At 69.5% G+C, this 24,261-nt stretch carries 12 protein-coding genes; 4 read left to right on the top strand and 8 right to left on the bottom strand.

All coding sequences use genetic code 11. The features are described 5' to 3' along the window. The first annotated feature begins 335 nt into the window (after positions 1-335). Positions 336-1,562: a hypothetical protein gene (locus ACFV6H_RS19730; RefSeq protein ID WP_385543610.1), complete on the top strand. Its 1,227-nt coding sequence runs from the start codon at positions 336-338 to the stop codon at positions 1,560-1,562. A gap of 114 nt (positions 1,563-1,676) precedes the next feature. Here the strand turns inward: ACFV6H_RS19730 and ACFV6H_RS19725 are convergent, their stop codons facing one another. Continuing rightward, positions 1,677-2,126, bottom strand: a complete 450-nt coding sequence (locus ACFV6H_RS19725) for a hypothetical protein (protein ID WP_385543607.1) — start codon at positions 2,124-2,126, stop codon at positions 1,677-1,679. Between the two features lie 319 nt (positions 2,127-2,445). On the opposite strand from ACFV6H_RS19725, the gene ACFV6H_RS19720 reads away from it, so the two are divergent. Both ACFV6H_RS19720 and ACFV6H_RS19715 read left to right on the top strand, forming a co-directional pair. Next, positions 2,446-3,138 (top strand): S1 RNA-binding domain-containing protein, encoded by a 693-nt coding sequence (locus ACFV6H_RS19720; protein ID WP_385543604.1) that lies wholly within the window; start codon positions 2,446-2,448, stop codon positions 3,136-3,138. 893 nt (positions 3,139-4,031) lie between these two features. After that, the gene (locus tag ACFV6H_RS19715) at positions 4,032-5,990 is read left to right on the top strand and encodes a YncE family protein (RefSeq protein ID WP_385543601.1); all 1,959 of its coding nucleotides are present in this window, start codon (positions 4,032-4,034) and stop codon (positions 5,988-5,990) included. 128 nt (positions 5,991-6,118) lie between these two features. Here the strand turns inward: ACFV6H_RS19715 and ACFV6H_RS19710 are convergent, their stop codons facing one another. Beyond that, entirely contained in the window at positions 6,119-7,000 is an 882-nt protein-coding gene (locus tag ACFV6H_RS19710; RefSeq protein WP_385543598.1) for an alpha/beta fold hydrolase, read from the bottom strand. 362 nt (positions 7,001-7,362) lie between these two features. Between ACFV6H_RS19710 and ACFV6H_RS19705 the strand changes: the two genes are divergently transcribed. Continuing rightward, a complete protein-coding gene (locus ACFV6H_RS19705) occupies positions 7,363-14,253 on the top strand; it encodes a glycoside hydrolase domain-containing protein (protein ID WP_385543595.1) in 6,891 nt (2,296 codons plus the stop codon). A gap of 126 nt (positions 14,254-14,379) precedes the next feature. Here ACFV6H_RS19705 and ACFV6H_RS19700 read toward each other — a convergent pair whose 3' ends face one another. The 6 genes from ACFV6H_RS19700 to ACFV6H_RS19675 all read right to left on the bottom strand — a co-directional run bounded on the left by ACFV6H_RS19700 (position 14,380) and on the right by ACFV6H_RS19675 (position 23,996). Further along, a complete protein-coding gene (locus ACFV6H_RS19700; RefSeq protein WP_385543592.1) occupies positions 14,380-17,328 on the bottom strand; it encodes a hypothetical protein in 2,949 nt (982 codons plus the stop codon). A gap of 2 nt (positions 17,329-17,330) precedes the next feature. Continuing rightward, positions 17,331-19,178: an HSP90 family protein gene (locus ACFV6H_RS19695; RefSeq protein ID WP_385543589.1), complete on the bottom strand. Its 1,848-nt coding sequence runs from the start codon at positions 19,176-19,178 to the stop codon at positions 17,331-17,333. A gap of 56 nt (positions 19,179-19,234) precedes the next feature. Beyond that, entirely contained in the window at positions 19,235-20,218 is a 984-nt protein-coding gene (locus ACFV6H_RS19690) for a hypothetical protein (protein WP_385543586.1), read from the bottom strand. An 859-nt stretch (positions 20,219-21,077) separates the two neighbouring features. Then, the gene (locus ACFV6H_RS19685) at positions 21,078-21,782 is read right to left on the bottom strand and encodes a GNAT family N-acetyltransferase (protein WP_385543583.1); all 705 of its coding nucleotides are present in this window, start codon (positions 21,780-21,782) and stop codon (positions 21,078-21,080) included. Positions 21,783-22,045: 263 nt separating this feature from the next. Further along, positions 22,046-22,294 carry a hypothetical protein gene (locus ACFV6H_RS19680; protein ID WP_385543580.1) on the bottom strand — a complete coding sequence of 83 codons (249 nt, stop codon included), beginning with the start codon at positions 22,292-22,294 and terminating at the stop codon, positions 22,046-22,048. A gap of 97 nt (positions 22,295-22,391) precedes the next feature. Beyond that, on the bottom strand, positions 22,392-23,996 hold the full coding sequence (locus tag ACFV6H_RS19675; RefSeq protein WP_385543577.1) for a UvrD-helicase domain-containing protein: 1,605 nt from the start codon (positions 23,994-23,996) through the stop codon (positions 22,392-22,394). Between the last annotated feature and the right edge of the window lie 265 nt (positions 23,997-24,261).

Here is a 24,261-nt window from a genome sequence, read left to right as displayed (position 1 = left end):
CTTCCTTCACGGCCCTCACGGACGCTAGGTGGGCAGCGGAGCATTCAGACGGAAACCGAGTTGAACAGACGAAGAACGATTAACTGCCATTTCGCCGCGAGATGGTGGTGACAGCGTCGCCGGGCAATTCGATGGGCACGCGTATCGCTGCCCTGCTGGACCCTGCCGCGTGGTTCGTGGAAAGTGGTGAGCGCGGACTACGCCTACACTTTCTGCCTGCCGACGCATGACGACCATCTGCCCGCCGCCCGCCGCTCGACCCGAGAGCGTTGTGCCGAAGTTCAACCGTGGCGCATCACCTCATCCTCCAGCGACTCCGACGTACTGATTGAGCCATGCCCGAACTCACCTGTCCCCGCTGCCGGCACCAGGGGCAACAGCACCGCTGGTGGGCACACCGCCACGACGGCGTCATATGCCCGCGTTGCCATCTCACCGAACGGATCACAGAGGTCCTCGACGACGGTACGGGCCAGGTCTCCCCTGCCCTGCTGCCCCTGCACGAGGCCATCCGCACCCAGCCCCGTCCGGACGCCGGGCTGGTCTGGCTCGTCGGCAACCGGCACATCGCGCCCCTGCTGGCCGATCTGGCAACCGGCCGGTTGCCACTCAGCCATGAATCCCTCAACGACCATCCCTCCCCGCAGTCCGCGGCACACCTGCGCGACCTGCTCGTCCAGCACAAGATCCTTGAGCAGCGCGACCGCTACCTGGTCCAGTTCGAAGCCTGGCTCTCCCGAACCCTCGCCTCCATCGAGCCGGCGGAAGACCGGCAACTCATCAGCCGATTCGCCACCGGACACAGCCTGCGCCTGCGGGAACGCGCCACTCGGGAGCCCCTCACACCAGGTCTGGTCGACCGTCCGCAGCACGAGATCAACTCCGCGAAGGCCTTCCTGGCCTGGCTACGCGACCACGACGCCACCCCGGCCACGTGCGCCCAGGCCCACATCGACACCTGGATCGCCACGGGCAGTACGAGCCGCCAGGGCACCCGGGCCTTCATCACATGGGGCGCCGGGGACGGAGCGTTCCCCCACCACCTCAGCGTGCCGTACAACCTTCAGGTCACCCGCCGACGGAAACCCGCACGCGGTACGTTCAACCACGAGCAACGCCTGCGACTCCTGCGCGACCTGCTCGATCCCGCGACCGACTACATTCTCCGCGACCGCGCGGCCTTCATCATCCTGATCCTGTTCGCTCAGCCCCTGGCTCACATCACCGCGCTCACCATTGACGACTTGGCCCTGAACAACCACGAAGTCCGTATCAGCATCGACCGACCGCACGAACCGCGCCTGGTGCCCGATCCTTTCGCCCCAGTCCTGCGCGACCACGCCCTCAACCGGGGCCCCCGCAACGTCGAGGCCAACCGCAGCAGCCCCTGGCTCTTCCCGGGCAACCGCCCCGGCCAGCACATCCATGCCAAGCACCTGAAGAACCACCTGAGCCGCTACGGCATCGAGGTCACCAAAACCCACCTCGCCGTCCTCCGGACTCTGGCCCAGGAAATGCCACCGGCTGCCACCGCCTTGAGCCTCGCGAGCGGCTCCCGTTGAACCTGGTTCGCCACCTGTTCAATCCCCGGGGCAACGTTCCGGATCGATCCGGCAGGAAACGATGAGGGTCAGGCCGTCAAGGTACCGATTCGAGCTGCCGAGTCGGTCACGCGCTCAGAGATGCTCCCCGTAGTCCGCCTCTTCTCCCTCCGGGTTGAGGGGGTCCGCGCCGATCCGGGCGAGGAGGAGGTGGGCCCCGTACGGTGTGCCGCCCCTGTCCTCTGGTCCGCGTCGCGCGCTCATCAGGCTCTTGGCGCCGTCTTCGTCGATCTTGAACGCGGCAGGGTCCAGACCGAGCCGCTCGGCGAGCGGTCCGATCGAAGCCCGCAGTCGGTCCGCCGGGGTTCGGGCCGTTTCCGGTGCGTCCACGAGCGGGGAGACGACGAGCAGGTCGGCCAGGAAGCCTCGGCGCAGGCCGTCCGGGTGCGCCGCCTCGAACTCCATGGCGAGCGGGTTGAGTTCGGCGACCAGGGGCAGCCATGTGTGCAGCGCCGCGTCGGCGGTGCTCGCCTGCTCCAGGTTGAGCTGGACGGGGAGGACCACGTCGTCCCGGGTGAATCGCATCAGTGGGCCACGTATCCCTTGTTCGGGATGTCGGTGTGTGAGAAGTCCTTCCCCTGATTTTCGCAGCCCGCGAACGTCTCGAAGCCCTTGCCCTGGGGATCTGGACGTCCCGTTCGTTCTTGACGCGGTGTGATCCCACTTCCGGGTCGGTGTGCGGCTTCTCATGAGAGGCTGGACGGCATGGGCGGTACGTCGGACGGCCAGGCTTCCCGGGAGTTTCTGGCAGCGATCCGCGTCGGTGACGTCCGCAGTGGGACCGTAACCGAGGTCACGCGATCCCTGGTGATGGTGACCTTGGACGGGTTCTCCGCGCGCCCGCTTGGGTGCGGTCGGACGGTTGGATTTGCCCTGGGTTCAGTTTTCGGCTGCGCCTGTGGAGGTCGGCCGGCGGATTACCGCAGAGGTGACCGCCATCGATCTTGATGAGGGCCGTGCCTGGCTGTCGATGGCCGCCACCGAGAATCCGGAACTCTGGGCGTTCCTCGCATCACTTCACCGCGGTGAGATCCTTTCCGGCACGGTCGCGGCGATCGAGCGGTTCGGGGTGTTCGTGGCGCTGGACGACGGCCCCGGCCATCCGGTCTTTCCCGGTGTCGGGTTCATCACGGTCCCCGAACTGTCCTGGCGGCGCTTCGAAGCGGTTTCGGACGTCGTTCAGGTCGGGCAGCGCGTCTCCTGTGAGTTCCTCCAGTTCGACACATGGAACGGAGAGGCCAGGCTGTCCTTGCGAGCGACGCAGCCGGACCCCTTCCAGGCGTTCGCCGACGGCATCACGGTGGGCCGGACGCTGGACGGACAGGTGACCAAGCTGGTCCCGTTCGGCGTCTTTGTTCAGGTTGCCGACGGGATCGAGGGACTGGTCCATCTGCGAGAACTCGCATGGACACCCGTGGAGGCTCCGGAGGAGGTCGTCCGGGTCGGCGACGAGGTAACGGTGGTCGTCACCGAAATCGACCGAGAGCGACGCAGACTGACTCTCTCCCGACGACAGGTCTCCCCGGATCGCCGGTGACGCCGACGTGACGCTCCCAGCACGGTTCCCCCGCGCGAGAGCGCCGGGCCTGACGGGGGCCGGAGTGGGCGGTGCGGGTTACGCGAGACACATCTCGCCAGGACACACCTGATGAGAGATGAGACGTCGTTCGCCGCGATTGCCCACGTGCTGGTGAGCGGTTGTGCGTGGCGGACTCCGCCGCCGGAAGCGCCGCGCGCACCAGGAGGGCCCTCTCCGGGGGCCAGCCTTGGACGCGCCCCGGTGGACGGACCGTCCTGCTCTCGCGACAAGGATCGCGTGCGATACGGCGGTCCTCGACCGGTACGGCTCCACCGCCAAGCACAGCCCCATGCGAACAACATTCATGGTCCGGAGGGTCCCTGCGCGGCGGCGGCCGGAGGTTGGCCAGCGGGGAGGGCGCCGACCGAAGGCCGGTGGGAGGGGAGTGTCGCGGAGAGGGCGGCCGGACGTACCGGGCTTGGCCTACGAGGTCCTCGCCGACGAGTTGGAGCCGACGCTCATCCCGGGACCTCGTCCTGAGCACGCGCTCGGTCCTGCGTAACCGGGCGCAGGCGGGTGAGCAGGTCCCGTCGGCCGGTGGTGGACAGACCGAGCAGGCGAGTCGGTGGAGGCCGTGCCCGGACAGCCAGGCACACACCGCTTTCGTGCCCGTGCGCAGGCGTGCGCCCTGCGGGGAGTGGGCCGTGGCGGGCGGCGCCGGCCACGGTCGCGGGTGGCCGGCGGGCCGGTACGCCACCGCGTTCTGGATTGTCACTTGCATGCCATACGCTGCATTTCGGCAGCGTCCACGCACCCGTTGTCGGTGTGAGGGGGGACGCGCGGCCTGTTCCTTTTCGCCCGGTGAGCACCGGGCTTCTTCCAGGGGGGTTCACATCACTGTGCGCAGACGAATGATCTCGACCGCGACGGCAATCGCGGCCGTCTTCAGTTCCGCGGCCCTGGTAACGGGCGCGGCGGGTCCGGCGGCGGCCGACTCCGCGAAAATCCTCGCGGTGAAGTCGGTCGGCGACATCGTCGTGGACGGCACCCACCGGCGGGTCTACGTCTCCGATCCGACCGGCGGCAAGATCGTCGTCACCGACTACACGGGCACCGTGAAGGCGACGCTGACCGGGCTCTACGGCGTGACCGGCCTCGCGCTGTCCGCCGACTCCGGGCAGGTGTACGCGGCTGTGAAGAACGCCAACCGGATCGTCTCGGTGGAGACGGGAACGTACACCCAGACCGCGAGTTACCCGGTCGGCGCGGCTCCCGGCGACCTGGAGGTGGTGGACGGCCGCGTCTGGTTCGCCCACGGCACCGACTTCGGTTCGCTCGACATCTCCGGCCCCGAACCCGTCGTCCACCTCGCTCAGCGGGGCGACGTCGACTTCTTCGGCGCCTTCGGGATGTTCCTGGCTTCCGATCCGGCCGTCCCGGGCGTTCTGGCGGCGGGCAACGGCGGCGAGCTCGCCGTGTACGACGTGTCGGCCGACGGAGCGACACTGCGGGTCAAGGGCGACATGGACACCGCCGTGAGGCAGTTGGACCTGACGCCCGACGGCAGCCGGGTGCTCACCTCGTGGGGCTCCCCGGACCGCGGCTACGGCCTCGGCGCCTACTCGACCACCGACCTCGCCGAGTCGGCGGGATACCCCATCGACCCGTACCCGAACGCTGTGCGCGTCGCGCCCGACGGCAGTGTCGCGGGCGGCAGCTCCTCCTGGTACGAGCCCGACGTCCACATCCACCGGCCGGGTGACCCGGTGCCGACGCGGGAGTACGACTTCCCGAACACCGGCAACAGCAGCGGCGCCGACACCCTCGTGGACGGAGCGCTCGCCTGGGCGCCCGACGCGAGCCGGGTCTTCGCCGTCTCCGTGAACACCTACGGGGCCTACACGCTGCGCGCCCTGACCGACCCGACGAAGGAACTGCCCACCCTCAAGGTGTCGGCTCCCGCCAGGTCGGAACGCGCCAAGAAGCTCACCGTCACCGGCAAGCTGACCTCGAAGGTGCCGCTCGCCGCAGGCACCGGCCTGACGGTGACGCGCACGGACGTCGAGTCGCCGAAGGGCAAGGCACTGGCGCTCGTCAGGACCAGGGCGGACGGCGGCTTCTCCTTCACGGACACCCCGCCCGCCGGCGGCAAGGTCACCTACAAGGTCTCGTACGCGGGCGACGCCACGCACGCCCCCGCCTCCGGCTCCGACGCGGTGAAGGTCCCGCGCAAGGCGACCGCGCTGACCCTGAACAACAACGGCAAGCTGTACTCGTACGGCAAGGACGTCGTCTTCACCGCGCACCTCGGTACAACGTACAAGAACCGCACCGTCTCGGTCTACGCGGACCCCTTCGGCTCCGACAAGCCGAAGAAGCTGCTGAAGACGGCCAAGGTCAACTCCAAGGGCAACCTGTCGGCGACCGTCGACATGACCCGGGACACCACGGTCACCGCCGTGTTCAGCGGCGACGCCCGCTCCGCCGGCAAGACCGTGAAGTCGACCGCCTACGCCCGGGCGAAGGTCTCCACGACCGTTTCCAGGCACTACAAGACGGGCAAGATCGGCTCCACGACGTACTACTACTTCCGCAAGAACACCGACCCGCTGTTCACCACGACCATGAACTACTACTCCGGCCGTAAGCAGCGCTTCCAGCTCCAGGTGTACTACCAGGGCTCCTGGTACGACTCGGGCTCCGAGTACTTCGCCCTGGCCACCAACGGCAAGTCGGCCGTGAGCCTTGAGGCACCGGGCGAGTCCGGCATCCGCGCCCGAATGCGCTCGTCGTACATCAACAGCTCCTCCGGCGACACTGTCAACTCCACGACGCACGGCGCCTGGAAGTACTTCACCTTCACCAACTGACCCCGTTCCCGAGCCGAACCGGTACGGCCCCCGACTCCACCGGGCCGTACCGGCGGCGGGCAGCGCGACGATCCCCGCAGCAGCGCGACGATCCCGGCGGTGGGCCGCTCCGGCACTCGTGGAGCAGCTCAGCTGCTGTGCGATTCCAAGGCGTCGATGATCTCCGGCCAGAGCCGGCGGGGGCGGTCATGGCCCATGTCGGGAAGCAACAGGAGTTTCGAGCCTCGCACCAGCTCCGCGGTGCGTCGCCCACCGCTGGGATCGATGAGCGTGTCGTCGAGGCCGTGGACCACCAGGGTCGGGATCCGGAGCTGCCGAAGAGCGTCGGCGCGTGAGCCGGCGAGGGTCATCGCCGCGAGTTGGCGTGCGAGACCGGCCGGGTAGTACGCGCGATCGTAGCTTCTGGCGGCCAGTTCGCGAACGGCCGTGGGGTCGCCGTAACGCTTGGAGGCCCACGCCAGCTCCCTTTCCGCCGCCGCGATGTATCCCTCGCGGTCCGACGGCTTCGGGCCGGCGAGCACCGCTCGGGCCTCGGGGCTGGACAGACCGTATTCGGTTTCGCCGGTCGAGGACATCATCGACGTCAAGGACAGCACCCGCTCGGGCTGTGTGACCGCCATCGTCTGGGCGATCATGCCGCCCATCGAGGTTCCGACCACATGCGCTCGTTCGATGCCGAGCGCCGTGAGCAGCCCGAGGCCGTCGTCGGCCATGTCGCGAAGGGTGTACACGAGCATCCCCAGGGCGGAGGGAATATCGCCCGAACTCACCGTGGCGATGAACTGACCCATGTCAACGGGGTGATCGTCGAACTTCGTGGACAGCCCGCAGTCACGGTTGTCGTAGCGGATCACATAGCGGCCACGCCGCGCCAGCACACGGCAGAAGTCGTCGTGCCAGGCGATCATCTGAGCACCGAAGCCCATCACCAGCAGGACAGGCGGGTGGGAGGGGTCACCGAAGGTCTCGTACTCGACGGACACCTCGGGCGAGACTTGAACGTTTGGCATGGCTCGGAGTGTTCACCATCGCTTGTCGGAACGCACACCGTTATGGGAGGTGCCGAAGCGCCACCCGCGACCGCGCAGCCGCCACGACTGACCGGCCCGCACCCGTCAGCTCCGCCCCTTGTCGCCGCGCGCGAAGGTGGTGACTTTCTTCGCTGCGTTCGGCGCGCATCTCCTGTGTGAGTTCCGTTTGCCCGTTGTACGCCTTTTCCCTGTGTGATGGCGCACGTTCGTGAACGCGACGGGTGTTGTCCCGTGCGTCCACTGCCGTCTCGCTCCGCACGCGCCGGTGTACGGTCGGTCTGACAACGTTGTCTTCCTCCAGGGCGGCCCGTGCGGGCGTATCGCGACGCTGGAGAGGTCACGTGCCCATCACATCCCGAACTCCCTTGCCCCGCGCGGTTCTTCCGCGGACCGCCCGCCGACGTCATCGGCCTCTGCACGCGACGGTCGCCGTGCTGCTCACCGGCGCGCTCGGCTTCGGCGCGCTGGCCGGTGCCGGCGCCGCCGCGGCCGTGCCCGTCGCCACCACGCCCGCGGGGACGTCCGCGGGGTCCGGCGGGACGGACTACACGAAGCTCGTCGACCCGTTCGTGTCGACCGCCGGCGACGACGGCAACGACCTGCCGGGCGCCCAGGCACCCCACGGTCTGGCCAAGGTCAACCCGCTGACCACGCCGAATCGTAACCACACCGGGTACGACTACAACGAGGACCACATCGCCGGGTTCACCGCGACGAACCTCGACGGCGTCGGCGGCTCGGGAGGCGGCGGCGACCTGCTCGTCGTCCCGACCTCCGTGCAGTACGACAGCCGGCCCGCCACCGGCACGTACGCCCACGCGTTCAGCCACGACGACGAGACCGCGACGCCCGGCTACTACCAGGTGGGCCTCGGGGCCGTCTCCGGTACCGCGTCCTCGGTGAAGCAGGACTCCGGCACCATCAAGGCCGAGATGACCGCCACGACGCGTACCGCGCTCCAGCGGTACAGCTTCCCCGCCGGATCGAACCCCGAGCTCGTCCTCGACCTGGCGAACAACTTCACCAGCCGCACCCGCTCGACCATGAAGGCGACGACGCTCCCGGACGGGACCACCTCGATCGCCGGGCTCGTGGCGGGGTCGTTCAACGGCGCCTCGTACCAGCTGTACTACAACGCCACCACGAACGTCCCCGTGACCTCCCTGAAGAGCTGGGGCAACGACGGCAGGCTGAGCGACGCGACCACGCGGGACGGGTCCGACACCGGCGCCGTTCTCGGGTTCGACAAGGCCGCCGGCGACGACATCGAGCTGCGCATCACGCTGTCGCCGATCAGCGCCGAGCAGGCCGCGACCGACCAGCGCAACGAGGTGGGCGACCTCACCTTCGACCAGGCGCGCGCCCGGACGAAGGCGGTCTGGAACGAGTCGCTCGGCGCCGTCGACGTGCGCGCCTCGGCGAAGTCCGACCCCGGGTCGACGCTCACCAAGGAGTTCTACACGCACCTGTACCGCATGTACGCGCTGCCGGTGAACGCCACCAGCACCAGCGGTACGTACCGCGGCGCCGACGGAGCGGTGCACAAGGCGAACGGCTTCACGTACTACGACGGCTGGTCCACCTGGGACGACTTCCGCAAGTACTCCGTCGAGGCGTACATCGACCCGGCCACCTACCGGGACATGATCCAGTCGTTGATCGTGCTCTTCGCCGACACGCGCACCTCCGGCAAGAGTCTCGGCAGCCTCACCCACTCGGTCCCGACCGTGCGCTGGGAGCGCTCGGCCGTGCTGGTCGCCGACGCGCTGTCGAAGGGCTTCAAGAACTTCGACCGGCTCGACGAGGCGTACCCGGCGCTGCTGGCGTACTCCGGGTACTACACCGGGGCGCAGCTCCGGCAGGGGTACGTGACCGGTGATCCCGGTACGACCGTGCAGCGCGGCTACGACCAGTGGGCGCTCTCCGTCATCGCCGACGCGCTCGGCAAGAAGGACGACGCGAAGGAGCTGCGCACCCAGGCGACCATGGCGATCGACAACCTCGTGAAGTCCGGCGCCTGGACCGCGGCCGACGGCACCGAGGTCGGTCTGCTCACCCCGCGTGCCGCGAACGGCGACTGGCAGAGTGCCGACTACGAGAAGTTCGAGGCGGCCGGCCTCTACCAGGGCACGCTGTGGCAGTACCACTGGTACGACGCGTACGACATGGGCGGCCTCATCGAGGCCATGGGCGGCGAGAAGGCCGGCAAGGCCGCGGTCAAGCACATGTTCGGCGAGGACTCCAGCGTCGATGACGGCTCGACCATGCTGCACTCCAACGCGAACGAGATCGACTTGCAGGCCCCGTACCTCTTCAACTACGTCGGCGAGCCGAGCCTGACGCAGAAGTGGGTGCGTGCCATCTACACCGGCACGACCTGGAACCGCTACATCGCGACGGGCTCCACGAACGAGGCCCCCAGCTCCGGCGGCCAGTTCACCCCGCCGGTCAAGACCCAGGTCTACAAGCTCTCGCCGAACGGCTTCCTGCCGACCATGGACAACGACGCCGGTACCATGTCGACCATGTTCGTCGGTGCCGCCCTGGGCCTGTTCCCGGTGACCGCCGGCTCCAGCCAGTTCCAGATCGGCAGCCCGTTCTTCGACTCCACGACGATCACCTACGCCAACGGCTCCCGGTTCACGGTGAAGGCCGACGGCGTGTCGCCGAGCAACTACTACGTGCAGAACGCGACTCTCAACGGCAAGCGGTTCGACAACACGTGGCTCGACTACTCGCAGATCATCTCCGGCGGAACCCTGGACTTCACCATGGGCTCCAAGCCCTCCCAGTGGGGCGCCCACACGAAGCCTGCGTACTCGCTGAACACCGACTCGGGGGACACGGGTGACGGCGGCACGGGCACGGACAAGGGCGACACCCTCGTCTCCGCCCACCCGGGCACCGTCGCCACCACCGAGGACGGCACCGTCCACGACAGCGTGAAGCTCACCCTGTCCGGACCGGCGTCCTTCGACGCGCGCAACGGAACCAGCCTCACCAGGACCGGGGCCGCGAGCGTGACCGGCCTGCCGGCCGGTGTCACGGCGGACCTCCGCGTCAGCGGCTCGCGCACGGCGACGCTGTCGCTCACCGGCATCACGAAGGTCGACGCGCGCTTCGGCATCACCTTCCGCGACGCGGCCTTCGCCCACGGCGTGCGGGCCTCCACGGTGGGCGGCACCGGGATGTCCCCGACCGACCCGCTCCTGATCTCGGCCGCCGCGGTGCACCGTAAGGCCCTTGGCGCACTTGTCGACCAGGCGTCCCTGGTGCGCGGCGGCAACTACTCCGACGGCTCCTGGAACCTGTTCCGGTCGGCGCTCGAACGGGCGCGGACCGTCCTCGCGGACACCACCTCCGCGACGGGCACGATCATGGCCGCGGACGACGCGCTGCACTCCGCCATCGACGCGCTCACCATCGACGAGGGCGGCTATGCCGTCCTCCAGGCCGAGGCCCCCGACCAGAAGGAGGGCCCCAGCCTCGTCAGCGAGCGGAACAACTCGGACGGCAACCTCGGCGGCGTCACCGAGGGATCGTGGGAGCGGTTCACCAGGCTGGACTTCGGCGAGGTCGCCCCGCAGAGCATCTCGGTCCGTTACGCGAACTCGCAGCCGACGAACGCGGAGCCGAGCAGCGTCGACATCCACGCCGGCGCCGCCGACGGCCCCGTCGTCGCCACCGTCCAGCTCCCCGGAACCGGCGGCTGGCAGTACTACACCACGGTGCAGGCGGCCGTCACCGACCCGGACGCCCTGCTGGACGCGAAGAGCGCGACGTTCGTGTTCCACGCCCCGTCCGGCCAGCAATGGGTGTCGAACTTCGACTGGTACCAGTTCTCGCCGTACGAGGTCTCGGCGTCCCCCACGACCACGCTCGCCACGCTGACCGCGGTGAACAGCACCACGACCGGCAACGGCTCGCTCCCGCTCAACCTCTCGAACGGCATCTTCGAGAACGTGACGAACGGCGCGTGGGCGCAGTGGAAGGACACCGACCTCCGCGACGGCGCCGACACCGTCACCGTCAGCTATGACAAGCCCCAGTCCCGCGCGGCGTCGGACTCGCACATCGAACTGCGCCTCGGCTCGAAGGACGGCCCGAAGAGCGTCGACATCCCCCTCGACTACAGCGGATCGGGCTGGGGAACCATCGCCACCACGAGCGTGCAGCTCGACCCGGGCGTCTTCACCGGCGTCCAGGACGTGTACGCGGCGTTCGTCTCCAGCACGCAGACCGCCTCCCAGCCCTACGTGGGCAACATCTACTCGCTGGCCCTGACGCAGACCGCCGACGCGCCCGTGGGCTTCGACGCCACCGCGTTCCGCTCGCACAGCGGCGGCGGCCTCAAGAGCGAGCCCGTCGGCTGGACCGGCTCGGGTTCCACCACCGACCTCGGCGGTACCTACAACGGAGCCTGGCTCGACTACGGGAACATCGACTTCGGCAGCTCCCCGAAGAGCACCGTCACGATCACCTACGTCAACAACTCCGCCCGCTGCGGCACCGGCTCCGCCGTCCAGCTCTACCTGGACTCCTTCGACGCGGCCAACCCCGGCACGCCGTACGCGACCGTACCGCTGCCGGTCACGGGAAGCGCGTGGTCGTCAGGAGGGACGACGAGTCTGACACTGCCCAAGGCGATCATCGGCACGCACACCGTCCACCTGCGGCTGACGACGAACCCGGACTCCTCGCACCCGTACGTCGCGAATCTGGGCCGGATCACCTTCGACCACGTCGACACGCCCGCCGTCACGGACAAGTCCGCCCTGCGGAAGGCGATCGAGCGGTACGAGGGACTCTCCGCCGACGCGGAGCGCTACGACGCGATCGACTTCGGTGTGTACGAGCGCGAACTCGCCGCGGCGCGCGCCCTCGTCGACACCGACGACGCGACGCAGCTCGAAGTCGACACCCAGACGCGTCGCCTCACCCTGGCCGCCGGACAACTGGTCCCGGTGCCGAGGCTGCGACTGGAGAACCTGGTCACGACCGCGTCGGCCCTCGACAACGACCGCTACACGGACGCGTCGTGGAAGGCGTTCACCGCGGCACTCACTGCGGCGAAGACCGCGGTCGCGGACGACACCGCCACGGACGCGACACTCACCGCCCGGTACGACACCCTCCGCCATGCCCTGTCCGCGCTCACCACGAAGCCCAGGACGGTGCCTGCCACGCCTGACGCGGTGTCGGCGAAGTCGTCCGGCTCCGCTGTGACCGTCGCCTGGTCCGCGCCCGAGGACACCGGCGGCTCACCGGTCACCGGCTACGAGATCACCCTCAGCGACGGCCACCAGGTCGAGATCAACGATCCGAGCAGCCGGAGCACGACATTCACCCGGCTGCGGGCCGGCAGGTCGTACACGGCACGCGTCCGGGCGGTGAACACGTTCGGCGCCTCGCACCCGAGCGCCGCCACGGCACCCGTGGTGACCGGCGGCGGCAAGCCGCAGAAGCCGACCGTGAAGGGTGTGATCACCGACGGCAAGCAGGTCCGCGTGACTTGGCGGGCGGCCGGCGACGGCGGATTCCCGATCATCGGCTACACGGTGGCCCTCGGCGACGGGACCACCGCGCACGTGCCCGCCACGACCGACACGGCACTGCTCACGACCACGGGCAAGGCCACAGCACATACGGCCACCGTGACCGCGGTCACCCTGGCCGGGACCTCGGACGACTCCGCCACGACCGTCCCGGCGACCACCTCGGCGACCGCTGGGGCGACCACCGCGGCGGACGCCTCCGACCCGGCGTACGAGCCGTCCCCCTTCCCGGACGACACGCTCAACGCCACCTACGCGTCGGACAAGTGGCCGGGCACCGGCGACGGGACCGACTACTTCTACGACCTGCTCAACGGCATCGAGGACCTCGGCTCCGACATCCTCGGAGCCAACGCCAAGGTGCCGAACGGCACCGCGCTCACCGCTGAGAACGACCGGATCGCGGTGCGTATCAACAACGCGGCGACACAGAAGGAGGTGGACCGGGCCGAGGTCGACGCGACGAACAGCGCCACCGTCACGATGGCCGACGGCCTCGGCTCCCGGCTCGGCCAGATCTACCGCGACGCCCTGAACGGCGGCCGGCTGCCGAAGACCGGCGCACTGTTCTCCCGCGTCACGAAGAACCTCGACCAGGTCGACGCGGCGAAGAACCACTACGCCTACCCGCGCCCGTACGTGCGGCTCGGGTTCGTCGGCGACGGCGGCGACATCTACGAGTCACAGGACGGCTCGTACGGCAGCCTCGCCACCAGCGGCTCGTACCCGAGCGGCCACACCTACGACGGCTACGAAGCGGGGACCGTCCTCGCCACGCTCCTGCCGGAGCTGGCGCCGTCGATCCTCGCGCGCACCTCGGAGTACGGGAACAACCGCGTCGTCCTCGGCTTCCACTACCCGCTCGACGTCATGGGCGGGCGCATCGCCGGACAGGCCACCGTCGCGCACCGATGGGCGGACCCCGACTTCGCGAAGCTGCTGACCCAGGCCCACACCGAGATGGAGAACGTGCTGCTCGCGCAGTGCGAGAAGGAGGGCTACGGCGACAGCCTCGCGGCCTGCGAGGGCGACTCCTACGCGGGACTGAGCACGGCGCAGCACGTCGACCTGTACACGCGGCGCCTGGACTACGGGTTCTCCCAGGTCGGGAAGTCCGGGCAGGCTCTCAGGACACCGTCCGACGCGGCGGCCCTGCTGATCACGGCCTTCCCGGACCTCACCACCGCGCAGCGCACCCAGATCCTGGAGCAGACCGCGACGGACTCCGGCTCCCCGCTGGACCTCACCGGGGACGGCGGAGCGAGCTGGGAGCGGATCAACCTGGCGGCCGCGATGTCGGCGCACGTCGTCGTCAAGGCCGACGGATCGGTCACGGTGACGAACTACTCGGACGCCACCAGGGCCAGTGTCGCCGACGCCAAGGCGATCACCGTCGGAGGCGTCGCGATCGACGGGTTCGACCCCGCCGTGTCCACGTACGTTGTCGACTGGCCGAAGAACAAGAAGATCCCGGCCGTCTCCGCCGTACCGGACCGGTCCGGCGCCCGGGTGAAGGTCACCGACGGCAGTTCGGTCCTCTCGTCGGCCGGGCCCCGGTTCACCACCCGCACGATCAAGGTGACCTCGGCCAACGGTTCGGTCACCCGGACCTACACGGTCGGGTTCCAGCTCACGGACCGCGACGACCGTCCGGTCGGGGCGCTGGGCACGAGGTGACCGCCGGACCTGCCGCGCCCCGTGGTGCCGCGGCAGGATCCCGCTGATCCCCGAGAGGTGCACCGCCGGGGAGGGCGGCGCTCCCGGTGCGGGGCGGTCGCCCGCCCCGCACCGGTAGCAGTCACGTCACTCCTCGTCGCGCAGCTGGGCCGCCAAGGAGGTCAGCGCCTCGGACTCCTCGGTGTGGCCCAGGGCGGTCAGGTGGGAGACCGCCGCGTCGAGGCGAGTGAGGGCGGGGGCGGGGCGTTCCAAGTAGATGCCCTCCACGGCACCGGCGAGACGGACGCACTCGGCCCACTCGTCGGCACGGTCCTCCTCCGCCGGCTCGCCGAGCAGAGCGAGGGCCTTTTCCAGGGCTGCCAGGGCGGTCTCGTACTCACCGGCGTAGGCATTGACCCGCCCGTGTTCGTAGGCCAGGGCGGTGTCCAGGGAGCGACCGCGGGCCTTGTACCCGGCGGCACGGGCCTCGTCGGCGATCCGGCCGGCTTCGGCGAGGTTGGCGAGGGCGTCGGCCAGACCGTCGGGGCCCTGTTGATGGGCCTGGAGGCGGGCGAGTTCGCGCAGGCAGTTGCTGAGCGGCTCGTAGCGCGGGGCCCGGGCGTGGGCGGCGAGTGCCTGGTCCGCGGCCTCGCGGGCCCGGCCGAACTCGCCGGACTCGCCGAGGAGCATGGCCGTCTCCGCGGCGATCATGGCGTGGCTCCCCGGGTCGTCGTCCCAGCCGGCCGACTCGGCCGCGAGGGCGGCGAGCTCCGCCGTGGCGGCCTTGAGGTCCTCCGCCGCGTGCAGCGCGCGAGCGCGGGACAGGCGCAACTGGGCCACGAGCCGGTCGTCCAGCTCTCCGGCGGCAACGCCGGGGTCGGCCAGGAGGGAGTCGAGCAGAGCGATGCAGTCCTCGAACCGGCCCAGGTCGAGGCTGAGCTGGGCCGCGTTGCTGTAAGTGCAGAACGCGGCTGTCCGGCTGCCGCGGCGAAGGTCCAGCTCGGCCGAGCGCGTCAGGTGCCGCAGTGCCTCGTCGGGGCGGCCCAGGTGCATGCATGCCTCGGCCAGATCACCGTGGAGGCGGGCGGCGTCGACCACGTCGGCCGACCAACCGGCAGCCAGCCGCAGGGCCTCGGCCAGGTCCGTGTGGGCCGCCTGCGCGTCCTGGAGGTCGAGCCGGAACCGGCCGCGCAGTCCGAGCGTGCGGGGCAGATGCCAGGCGGGGCCGTGCGCCTTCAGCAGGTCGATGAGGGCGTCGATCTCGGTGGTCGCGGCCGGCAGGTCACCGGAGACGGCGTACGTACTGGCCCTCAGCAGCCGGGCGCCGGAGATCTGCCCGACGATCTCGTGCCGGGTGGCGAACGCGTACAGCAGGTCCACTTCGGCGAAGGCCGACGCGACGTGCTCCTCGCTCCGCGAGGCCTGTAGGCGCATGCCGAGCGCGGTCGCCCGCAGCCGCAGCAGGCGAGCCTCCTGGTACGGGGCGAGCCCGGGGGTCTCCTCGTGCAGGCGGACCATGGACGCGTGGGCGGTGGTCAGCGCGGCGGCCATCGCCTCGGCTCCGTCGGCGCCCTCGGCTCCGTCAGCGCCCTCGGCGGGGATTTCGGCGGCGGCGAGCAGGGCGGCGGCGCGGGCGAGCGCCGCGTGACCCGGCGCTCCGGCGTCGTCGTACAGGCCCGCCGCCTCCTCGTGAAGGGCGGCGGCGTCGGCGAACTCGTCCTTCTCGCGGGCCCGGCTCGCCTCGTTGTCCAGCAGGTCCGCGCGCAATCGTACGAGCGGGCCCACGGCCGGGTCGTCGGGATGGGTGTAGTCGCGGGCGGTGACGAGCGTGCGCAGCCGCGCCCAGCAGGCGTGCGCGTCCGGGTGCCCCTGTTCGTCCAGCGCCCGTGCCTGGACGAGGAGTTCCGGAAGGGACTCAGGGACGGCGCCGGCTGCGGGGGCGGCGGCCACGGCAACCGGCGCGACCGGGGCCACGCTGTCGAGGCTGCGGGTGCGCAGGGTCAGTTCCAGCGCGTCCCGGAGCGGGGCACGGTCGAGGCGGGCCCTGCGTCGGTCGGTGTGGGTCGTGGTTCCGTTGCGGGCGTCGAAGCGGGCGGCGAGGTCGTCGGCGCGGCCCCGCACCTCGGCGCGCAGGTCGGACACCGTCCAGGTGCGGCCCGCGTATCCGGCGGCGGGCAGTTCGCCATGGCCGAGGAGCTCGACGCGCTGGAGGAGGACCTCCACGCCGGTGGAGAAGTCGAACAGGTCCAGCGGCGAGTCCACCTCGTCGAACAGGTTCCGGTTCTCGGCGAGCAGTTCCAGGCCGCGTGCCTCGTTGCCGGTCAGCGCGCAGAACTCCAGGTGCCGGCCGACCTCCCCGGACATGGCGGGGTTGCGGCGGCAGCCGCGATAACCGGCGAGGTGCAGTTCGCGGGCCCGGTCGGTGCGACCGGTGCGCAGCAAGGGCAACAGCGCGTACGAGACGGAGCGGACCGGCTCCTCCTGGCAGGACTCCTTCCCGGCCAGGACGGGTTCCCAGGTGCGCAGCGCCCGCTCGTCGTCGCCTGCCGTGAGGTGGTACAGGGCGCGCTCGCAGATCTCGCAGGCCTCGCAGTCGCTGAACGGGGTGCGGCTGCGTCCCGCCCACAGCTCGTAGGCGAGGGCGGTGTCATCGCCGAGGTGGGCGGCGAGCTGGTACGTCTGTCCGTAGTAGGGCTGAAGGCCGAAACCGGCCTTCTCGTACCGGGCGCGCATCTCCGTGAGCCACTGACGCAGGCTGGCCAGCGGTATCTCGGGCAGCGCGCGCAGGGCGTTGGCCACCCATTTGAACCGCCAGAACAACAAGTGGCGCAGGCGCTCGTCGAAGACATCGGGCTGCTCGTCGAAGAGCGTGAGCAGGCGGGCGAAGACGACGGGCGACTTCCGGGGTTCGGAGCCGTAGGTGTACGCCTCCTGGAGTTCGAAGAGCGCGCGGACGAGCGGGACGGGCTCGGCGAACAGCTCGGCTGCCTCGACCAGTTCCTCGGCGGCGACGGTGCGGGTGCGGCCGTAGGGACGCCGGTCGTTCTCCTGGAGCGCCTGGTACAGCTCATCGGTGGTCTGGGGTGCGGTCGGCATCGTCACCTGTCCTTGCGGAGGGCGTGGGCGAGAAGGTCGAGGAAAGAGCGGTTGATGAGGCTCGATTCGGCGGGCCTGAGCGGGCGCCGGGACAGCAGCGCGGCCTGCCCGTAGAGGGCTTCGGCGCTGGTGCGGGCCAGTTCGGGCGCATCGATGGCGATCGCGGTGCGGACCAGCGGGTTGAGCTGGTTGAGGATCAGCTGGGCCCGCGGGGCCTCCTGGCGCAGTGCGCCGAGGATGTCGCCCCACAGGCCGCCCTCCTGCTCACGGGCGAGCTGGGAGCGGGTGCGCTCGTGCCGGGCGTCGCGGCTGTCGACGAGGAGGGCGGGGGCGGAGGCAGGCTGGAAGGTGCGCAGCGCGACATCGCAGTCGAAGACGGCGAGGGCGTCGCGGGCCAGGGCGAGATAGGCCGCCGCGGCCAGTTCCGTCTCGCGGTCGACGGGGTCGAGGTGGGCGGTGAGGGTCGCCGGGTCGAGGTCGGCGACGCTGACCTCGGGCCTGATCTCGGGCAGCCGGTGGACCAGTTCACGGTCGTAGGTGTAGCCGCCGTTGACGACGCCGAGCCCGGCGGCCGAGGCGATCGCCGCGACCTGCCGGAACTCCTCCACGCTCGACGTCACGAGCACCGTGCGGTGGGTGCGCGCGAACTCGTCGAGGGTGGTGTGCCCGTCGGTGGTCTCGAACGGCAGCCAGGGCAGCAGCATCCGCAGAATCTCGTCGTCGTGCACCGCGAGCGACTTCACAGCCAGGTGGTGGACCTGGAGGAAGCGGGCGAGCAGGTCCGGGTCGCTGGCGGCGGCCCGGGCGATCCACGCGCGAAGCCGCTCGGCGAGGGTGTCGCGGACGGCGGCGAGGGTGTCGTCCTCGTACAGGGACTCGCGGGACGCCGTCGGGCGCAGACTCTCGGCGTCGACCACGCAGCGGACGAAGAACGCCCACTCGGGCAGAAGCTCTCCGGCCTGCTCGGACAGCAGCATGCCCTTGACGTGCACGCGGTGGCCGAGGCGGCGCCCGGCCGGCACCGCCTCGGGCAGCACGCACGCGATGCCCTTCAGGCCCACGGCCGGCAGGTCCAGATCGATGGTGTCCAGCGGCGTGAACCCGAAGACCTCCTCGCCGTACGCGGCCAACGCGCGGGAACGCGTCCCCGGCGTGGGGTAGGTACGCGCCCAGGGAGCGGGCTCAGGGTTGACGGCTGCGCCCGGGCCGCCCGTGCCGTCGTCGAAGGTCACCGGGTGGCGCAGCAGGGAGCCGAAGTGCCGGGCCAGCGCGTGCACCTGCACCGGCCGGGTCCACTCAGCCGCGTCGGCGCGCGGCGTCAGCGTGACGGTGGTACCGGGCCGGGGGCGTGCGGAGGCGGGCAGCGTGCGGACGGTGTAGCTGCCGTCGCCGCGCCCCCGCCACTCCACGGCGGGTGCGTCGGGAGTGCGGGCGGAGCGGCTCATGACGTGGATCTCGTCGGCGACCAGGAAGCAGGAGAGCAGGCCGATTCCGAACTGGCCTATGAAGTCGCCGCGTTGCTCTGCGATCCGTTCGGCGCGCTTGCTGCTGCGGCCGATCGTGGCGAGGAAGGTGTGCACGTCGTCCGCGGTGAGACCGATGCCGTCGTCCTCGACTCGTACCACCGAACCGTCGGCGTACAGGCGGATGCCGAAGGCGTCGGAGGGGGCGGTCGGTTCGAGGCCGTGCCGGGCGGTCAGCGCGTCCACCGCGTTCTGCAGAAGTTCACGCAGGTAGACGCGAGGGCTGGAGTAGAGGTGGTGGGAGAGGAGATCGACGAGGCCGCGCAGATCCACCTGGAAGGTGTGGTCGGCGCCGGCCGCGTGCGCGGTGGTGTCGGGCAGAGTCATGGGCAGTCCGGAGTGGGAGGGGCGACAGGTGCTGCGGAACGGGGATCGGCGTGTGCTCAGACGCGGTGGCGGCGGGCGAACTGCTCCTCGGGCTCCGCGAAGTAGGTCCAGGGCCAGCGGGTGTAGGCGCCGTCGAGCGCCTGGAAGACGCGCCGGACCGTGTGACGCTCGTCGGCCAGCGACAGGGCCATGGCGAACATGTTGAAGTCGTGCTGCCAGCCCGGGCGCCGTTCGTAAGCGGGGTGCAGGATGCTGTGGTCGGCCGCGGCCCGCAACTCGGCCTGGATTTCCGGGGTTTCGAGGCAGTCCCCACTGTCCGACTCCACCCAGTCCTCGATGTGCGCCATGGCGATCACGCAGCCGAGCCGGTGCCCCTGCGGGGCGCGGGCGAGCGCGTCGCGGGCGAACGCCAGGCCCTCGCCCGGCTCGCCGCCCCAACGGGGCTGCAACTGCGACAGCCAGTCGATGTGGGTCTCCAGGTCCAGCGGGTCGCGGCGCAGCGCGGCGTCGAGCCGGGTCTCGTTGACGGCGAGGCCCAGCGACATGCCGCGGCCGGAGGTGAGGAGGCGGCGCCACGGCGTGACCCACTCCGGCCGCAGCTCGGCGGCCTCGAACAACTGCTCCTCGGCGATGCGGAGCCGCTCGTGAAAGACCCGCCACTGCTCCCGCGTGACGTCCTTGGCACGCTTGGACGTGCGCGCCTCCCAGCCCCATGTGATGTGGCGGGCCCCGGATATCAGCAGGGCCGTCGCCCGGTGCTCCTTGTCCTCCTCGACGGCCCGGCCGATCCAGTCTTCTACACCGGAGCAGTCGGCGAGCTCACCCAGGACGTCGTGGTCGCGGCCGAGATCGAAGGAGGTCAGCCCCGCCTTGACCGCCTGCCAGTCACCCGCGTCGGCCGACTCCACCAGCGCGAGCACCCGCCTGTCCCCGAGCGCGCGCAGCCGGTACATCCCGTTCTTCCGCCTGCGTGGGACGGGAAGGGCGTGCGGATCCGCAGCCGGTCTCTCCCCACCCCTACCGAACAGCCTGTCGAACATGCCGCAACCTCCCCTGAACCGCGTGATCGTCGGTGCAGCATAGGCGGCCCCACTGACATCAACTCCACAGGGTATTCACGAGTGCTCCACGGATCCGGCCCTGGCTCCGCCCTCTGTCCCTCTCCCGTCCCCTCCACGCATTCCGGCTGGTCATCAAGCCGTTGGGGCCCTGTGGGACGCGACGACACGGCGCAGGGTGCGGCTGTCCTCAAGACGCTTCGAAGTGCTCCGGCCGGCCGCGGTCGCGCTTGGCGCGAAGCGCTGCTCTCCCCGCTGCTGGTTGCCGGGAAGTGACAGCCAAGTCGGCTCACGCGGGCCTGCTCATAGCGAGGCCGGTCTCCAGCGCCGTGCTTGCGCCGACGCAGGGAGGCTCTACGACGTTACCCAGTCGCACCAAGCCGACAAAAAGGCCCTGGTCCATGACCTGGGCCTTCGTCATGGAGCGGGTGACGAGAATCGAACTCGCGCTCTGAGCTTGGGAATCACAGAGGCCTTCTCGGCGTCCAAGCTGGTCAGTGGTACGTGTGGTCCTGAAGTGCCGACTGGAGCGGTGCCGTTGGTGACCGAGACTGACCGCGCCGTACCGCTGTGCGTGGTGCGGACAGGGTTCATCTCCAGAATGGAACTTTTTCCCCGGTGAGCTCGAATGAGTCCGACTCGTTGCAATCGCTGCCCGTGTCTTGGCGTATACGCTACGTGTTTCGGTCAGCGGCGTGCTGTCATCTCGTATCTTGTGCAGGCTTGGTTATCTGGGCGGGTCTGTAAATGGTGTCCAATAGGGTATACCGCTGGAGTCCCTGCGCGGTGCGTCCCTCGGTAAAGCGGTCTGCTGATCGGCTGCACACAAGATTGCTTGCGGTCAGCTAACCCAGATACCCTCAGGCGAGAGCTGGCGTGCAAGGCCCCGACCCGCGTCACTGACTGGGGTTGACCAGGACACATCGGTGACCTGACACCCGAAGTCGTCGCCGAGTGACTGCACGAGCGTGGCACCGACGCCCCGGTGCCGATAGGCGCCAGCTACCCAGATCAGATCGATGCGCGGGCGCAGTGTGCCGTCCTTGTCGCCGGGCCGTGACCCGTCGCTCAGATCCCACCGACGGTGCTCGCCCGTGTCGCGGGCACCCAGATAGCCGATCACGTATCGGTTCGCCTTCAACAGGTAAGCCCGCACGTTGTCTTCGGTCACTTCGGGCTCATCAAGGTGGGACCACGAGTTGAAGTCGTAGTGGTTCTCCTTTTGGGGCATACGTGCCATCCGGTAGGTCAGTTTTCGCCACGCGATCGGTGACTCTGTTGTTACGACGGCCAGCTCGCTCCACCAGTCCAGATTCCTGGGTGCACGGATGCCAAATTCCCACGCCGCATGGTGGGCGGTGTGTTCCTTACCGTCGTCCCAGGACTCCTGCAAGCTTATGCCGCAGGTGCACTCGTCGTGACTCGGTGTTATCGCTGCGTGAAAATGGACAGGCTTCGCGCCGTAGCTGAGGTTCCGATCTCTACCGCCCGCCCAGGGTCGGAAGGGAGCATCCTCCGGCTCGACGTACCCAGTCCAGCGGTCCACCCAGCCAGGGTATTGCTCGGGGTGCCGCTCCCGTAGTTGCTTTACGGCGGTCGGCAGCGTCGGGCGAACCCATAACGCTCCTGGCGGTTGCTCGCCCGTTGAGGCGGACTCCGAGTTCGTTCGCCTTGGCGCGCAGGAAGCGCAGGAACACGCCAGGCGGCGCCTCGAAGTCGACTCCGCGGATCAGTTCTCGCTCGCCGGGACCAAGCCAGGCGTCAATGGGGAGTGCAAGCCGATCGGCGATCGCATGGAGCCGGCTGTAGTCACTGGTCGAAAAATCCGCCCGGGTAGCCGTTGTACCAGATGCGGTCGGCAGATGCGTTGTGTGCTCTCTCCAGGGCCTGCCTGTACTGGGCGGGCAGCTCAGGGTCCTCACCCAGCAAGTTAGCGGCGTCGACGTAGTTGTCCCTGTCGAGTGTGACCGTGGTGTACCAGCGGGAGGCTGACACTCGGATTTTTCGGCAGTTCGGGTCGCGTGGATCAGGGTCCAGGTGGATGGTTCGCTCGGTCATGAGCTTCGCTCCGTGATTTTGCCGAAACCGTGCCTTCGACGTAGGAAGCAAGCACTGTACGTGGGAGTCATCTGGCGTGTTCCAGCGTCGTCGGGCTTCATGGGAGAGGTCCCAACCGATCCCAGGGCGAGACTTCGGGCGTCGGGTGGTTTGCTGTCTTCGGCGGCCAGGGCATTGCCGGAGTGTTCGCCCCGGAATGCTCGCGCGCGGGAGCGTCGGGGTGACGGTCGAACCAGGCCAGACCGCCAGGATCGAGATGGTGGCGGGCGCGGGTGACGGCGACGTAGGCCAGGCGGGCCTCGTCCTGGTCGAGAGGTTGTGGGATCAGTTGGCCTTGGGTGTCGGTTTCATCGCCGGGAGGCGGTTCGAAGTCAGGCGCGATCTGCACGCACGGCCACTCCCGGCCCTCGGCCTTGTGAGCGGTGGAGACGACGATCTCGGCATCGTGCTCTTCGGAGAGCCGTCGTACGGCAGCGAGGATCGCCTCCACGCCGTGCTCGTCGATGATTTCGACCAGTGGCAGTAGGTCCTGGCCGGATGGGTCGAACTCGGCGTACTCCTGGAGTTCGCCCCACGTGCTGAACAGCACCAGTTCCGGGTGGGTGGCGCGGCGGCCGGCCTTTAGCTGTCCTGCGGCTACCGCTAGGTCCTCCAGGGCCTTGCCGCCGCCGACCAGTGCGACGCGGCGGTTGTCGGCCAGCAGCCGCAGGATGGCGACCATCGCGCCGACGTTGGTCCGGCACAAGATCGCGTCAGCGGTGTCCGACGGGCCGATGGTGGTGGTCAGCGACGGAGCGCCGACCAGCCGAATGGGGGACTCCACCACCGTCAGCCAGCGGTTCGCCTCCTGGGCTAGCACCGAGCCGAACCGGAACGACTGGGATAGGGCGAGCTGCTCGCCGTCGAAGCCGGCCATCACATCCCGGGCTCCGCGCCAGCCGTAGATGGCCTGTGCGGAGTCGCCGACCATGACGAGTTGGGCGTGGGTACGTTGCGCGTTGAAGACCTCCTCCAGGACTGGGTTGGTGTCTTGGGCTTCGTCCAGCAGCAGGTAGTCGCCGCGGATCAGCGGCTGCTCCATGGCCCACATCTTGAAGTAGTGGTCGTGCTCCAAGCGCATCGCGCCGCCCGTCGGGCTCTGAAGGTCCTCCCAGGCTTTATGCGCGTACGGCAAGACAATCTTGACGAGCTGGTGGTGCAGGTCCTCCACCACGAGACCTCGCAGCCACGGCACGTGGTGTGGGCGCAGGACGGTGTCTGCGGACTGGCAGAATCGCCGCACTGTGCGTACGACCGCGTACGACAGGACCTTGTTGGTGACGGTGCGGTCTCCGATCCGCACCTGCATCCTCGGCGCGATCCCCAAGGCGGCGCCGGCCTTCCATGCAGGCTTGCGCGGCGCGCGCAGCCGCTGGTCATAAGAGTGGCCGACTGCCTCGTAGGCCAGCGAGTGGGCCGTGCGGCAGGCCACACTGGGCGGGAACTTTTGAGCCGCGTCCGTGGCAATCGACTTGTTGAACGACAGATAGCGGCCGCGCCGCCGGTCTGCTTTGGCCAGCAAGGTCAACGTTGTCGTCTTGCCTGTCCCCGCCCCGGCCTGCAGGGCCAGGTGCTGCAGGGACAGGAATGTCTCCACTGCGGCCTCCTGCTCCTCGGTAGCCCGTAGCCCCGGTGCGCTTCGCTGCGGGGGAGCCCACGACATCCCGGGGCGCTTTGCTACCGGGACCGTGCGGGGCGGCGCAGGTATATGACGAGAGGCCATGTCGTTTGAGGCTGTGTCCTGCGATGATGAGTCCTCACCGGCGAGGTCGGTGAGCCAGGCCCCGCCACCTCGACCGCCCGGCGGATCACGTCAAGATCAGCACCCGCCCTGCTGCGGATCGCCAGCCGCTTGTTGATCTCGACATTAACCGCCCCGTAGCTCAGCCCGGTCGCCCGGGTCAGTTCACCGACCAGGCGCCGCAGTT

This window comes from Streptomyces sp. NPDC059743 (genome assembly GCF_042732975.1).
GTDB lineage: Bacteria > Actinomycetota > Actinomycetes > Streptomycetales > Streptomycetaceae > Streptomyces.
The sequence above is the reverse complement of the archived record's forward strand: the minus strand, read 5'-3'. Positions and strand labels throughout refer to the sequence as shown.

Bases quoted from the DNA above. Each gene is read 5' to 3' on its own strand.
- ACFV6H_RS19675 (WP_385543577.1), bottom strand. From the start codon at position 23,996: ATGTCGTGGGCTCCCCCGCAGCGAAGCGCACCGGGGCTACGGGCTACC.
- ACFV6H_RS19690 (WP_385543586.1), bottom strand. From the start codon at position 20,218: ATGTTCGACAGGCTGTTCGGTAGGGGTGGGGAGAGACCGGCTGCGGAT.
- ACFV6H_RS19730 (WP_385543610.1), top strand. From the start codon at position 336: ATGCCCGAACTCACCTGTCCCCGCTGCCGGCACCAGGGGCAACAGCAC.
- ACFV6H_RS19715 (WP_385543601.1), top strand. From the start codon at position 4,032: ATGATCTCGACCGCGACGGCAATCGCGGCCGTCTTCAGTTCCGCGGCC.
- ACFV6H_RS19680 (WP_385543580.1), bottom strand. From the start codon at position 22,294: ATGACCGAGCGAACCATCCACCTGGACCCTGATCCACGCGACCCGAAC.
- ACFV6H_RS19710 (WP_385543598.1), bottom strand. From the start codon at position 7,000: ATGCCAAACGTTCAAGTCTCGCCCGAGGTGTCCGTCGAGTACGAGACC.
- ACFV6H_RS19695 (WP_385543589.1), bottom strand. From the start codon at position 19,178: ATGACTCTGCCCGACACCACCGCGCACGCGGCCGGCGCCGACCACACC.
- ACFV6H_RS19700 (WP_385543592.1), bottom strand. From the start codon at position 17,328: ATGCCGACCGCACCCCAGACCACCGATGAGCTGTACCAGGCGCTCCAG.
- ACFV6H_RS19725 (WP_385543607.1), bottom strand. From the start codon at position 2,126: ATGCGATTCACCCGGGACGACGTGGTCCTCCCCGTCCAGCTCAACCTG.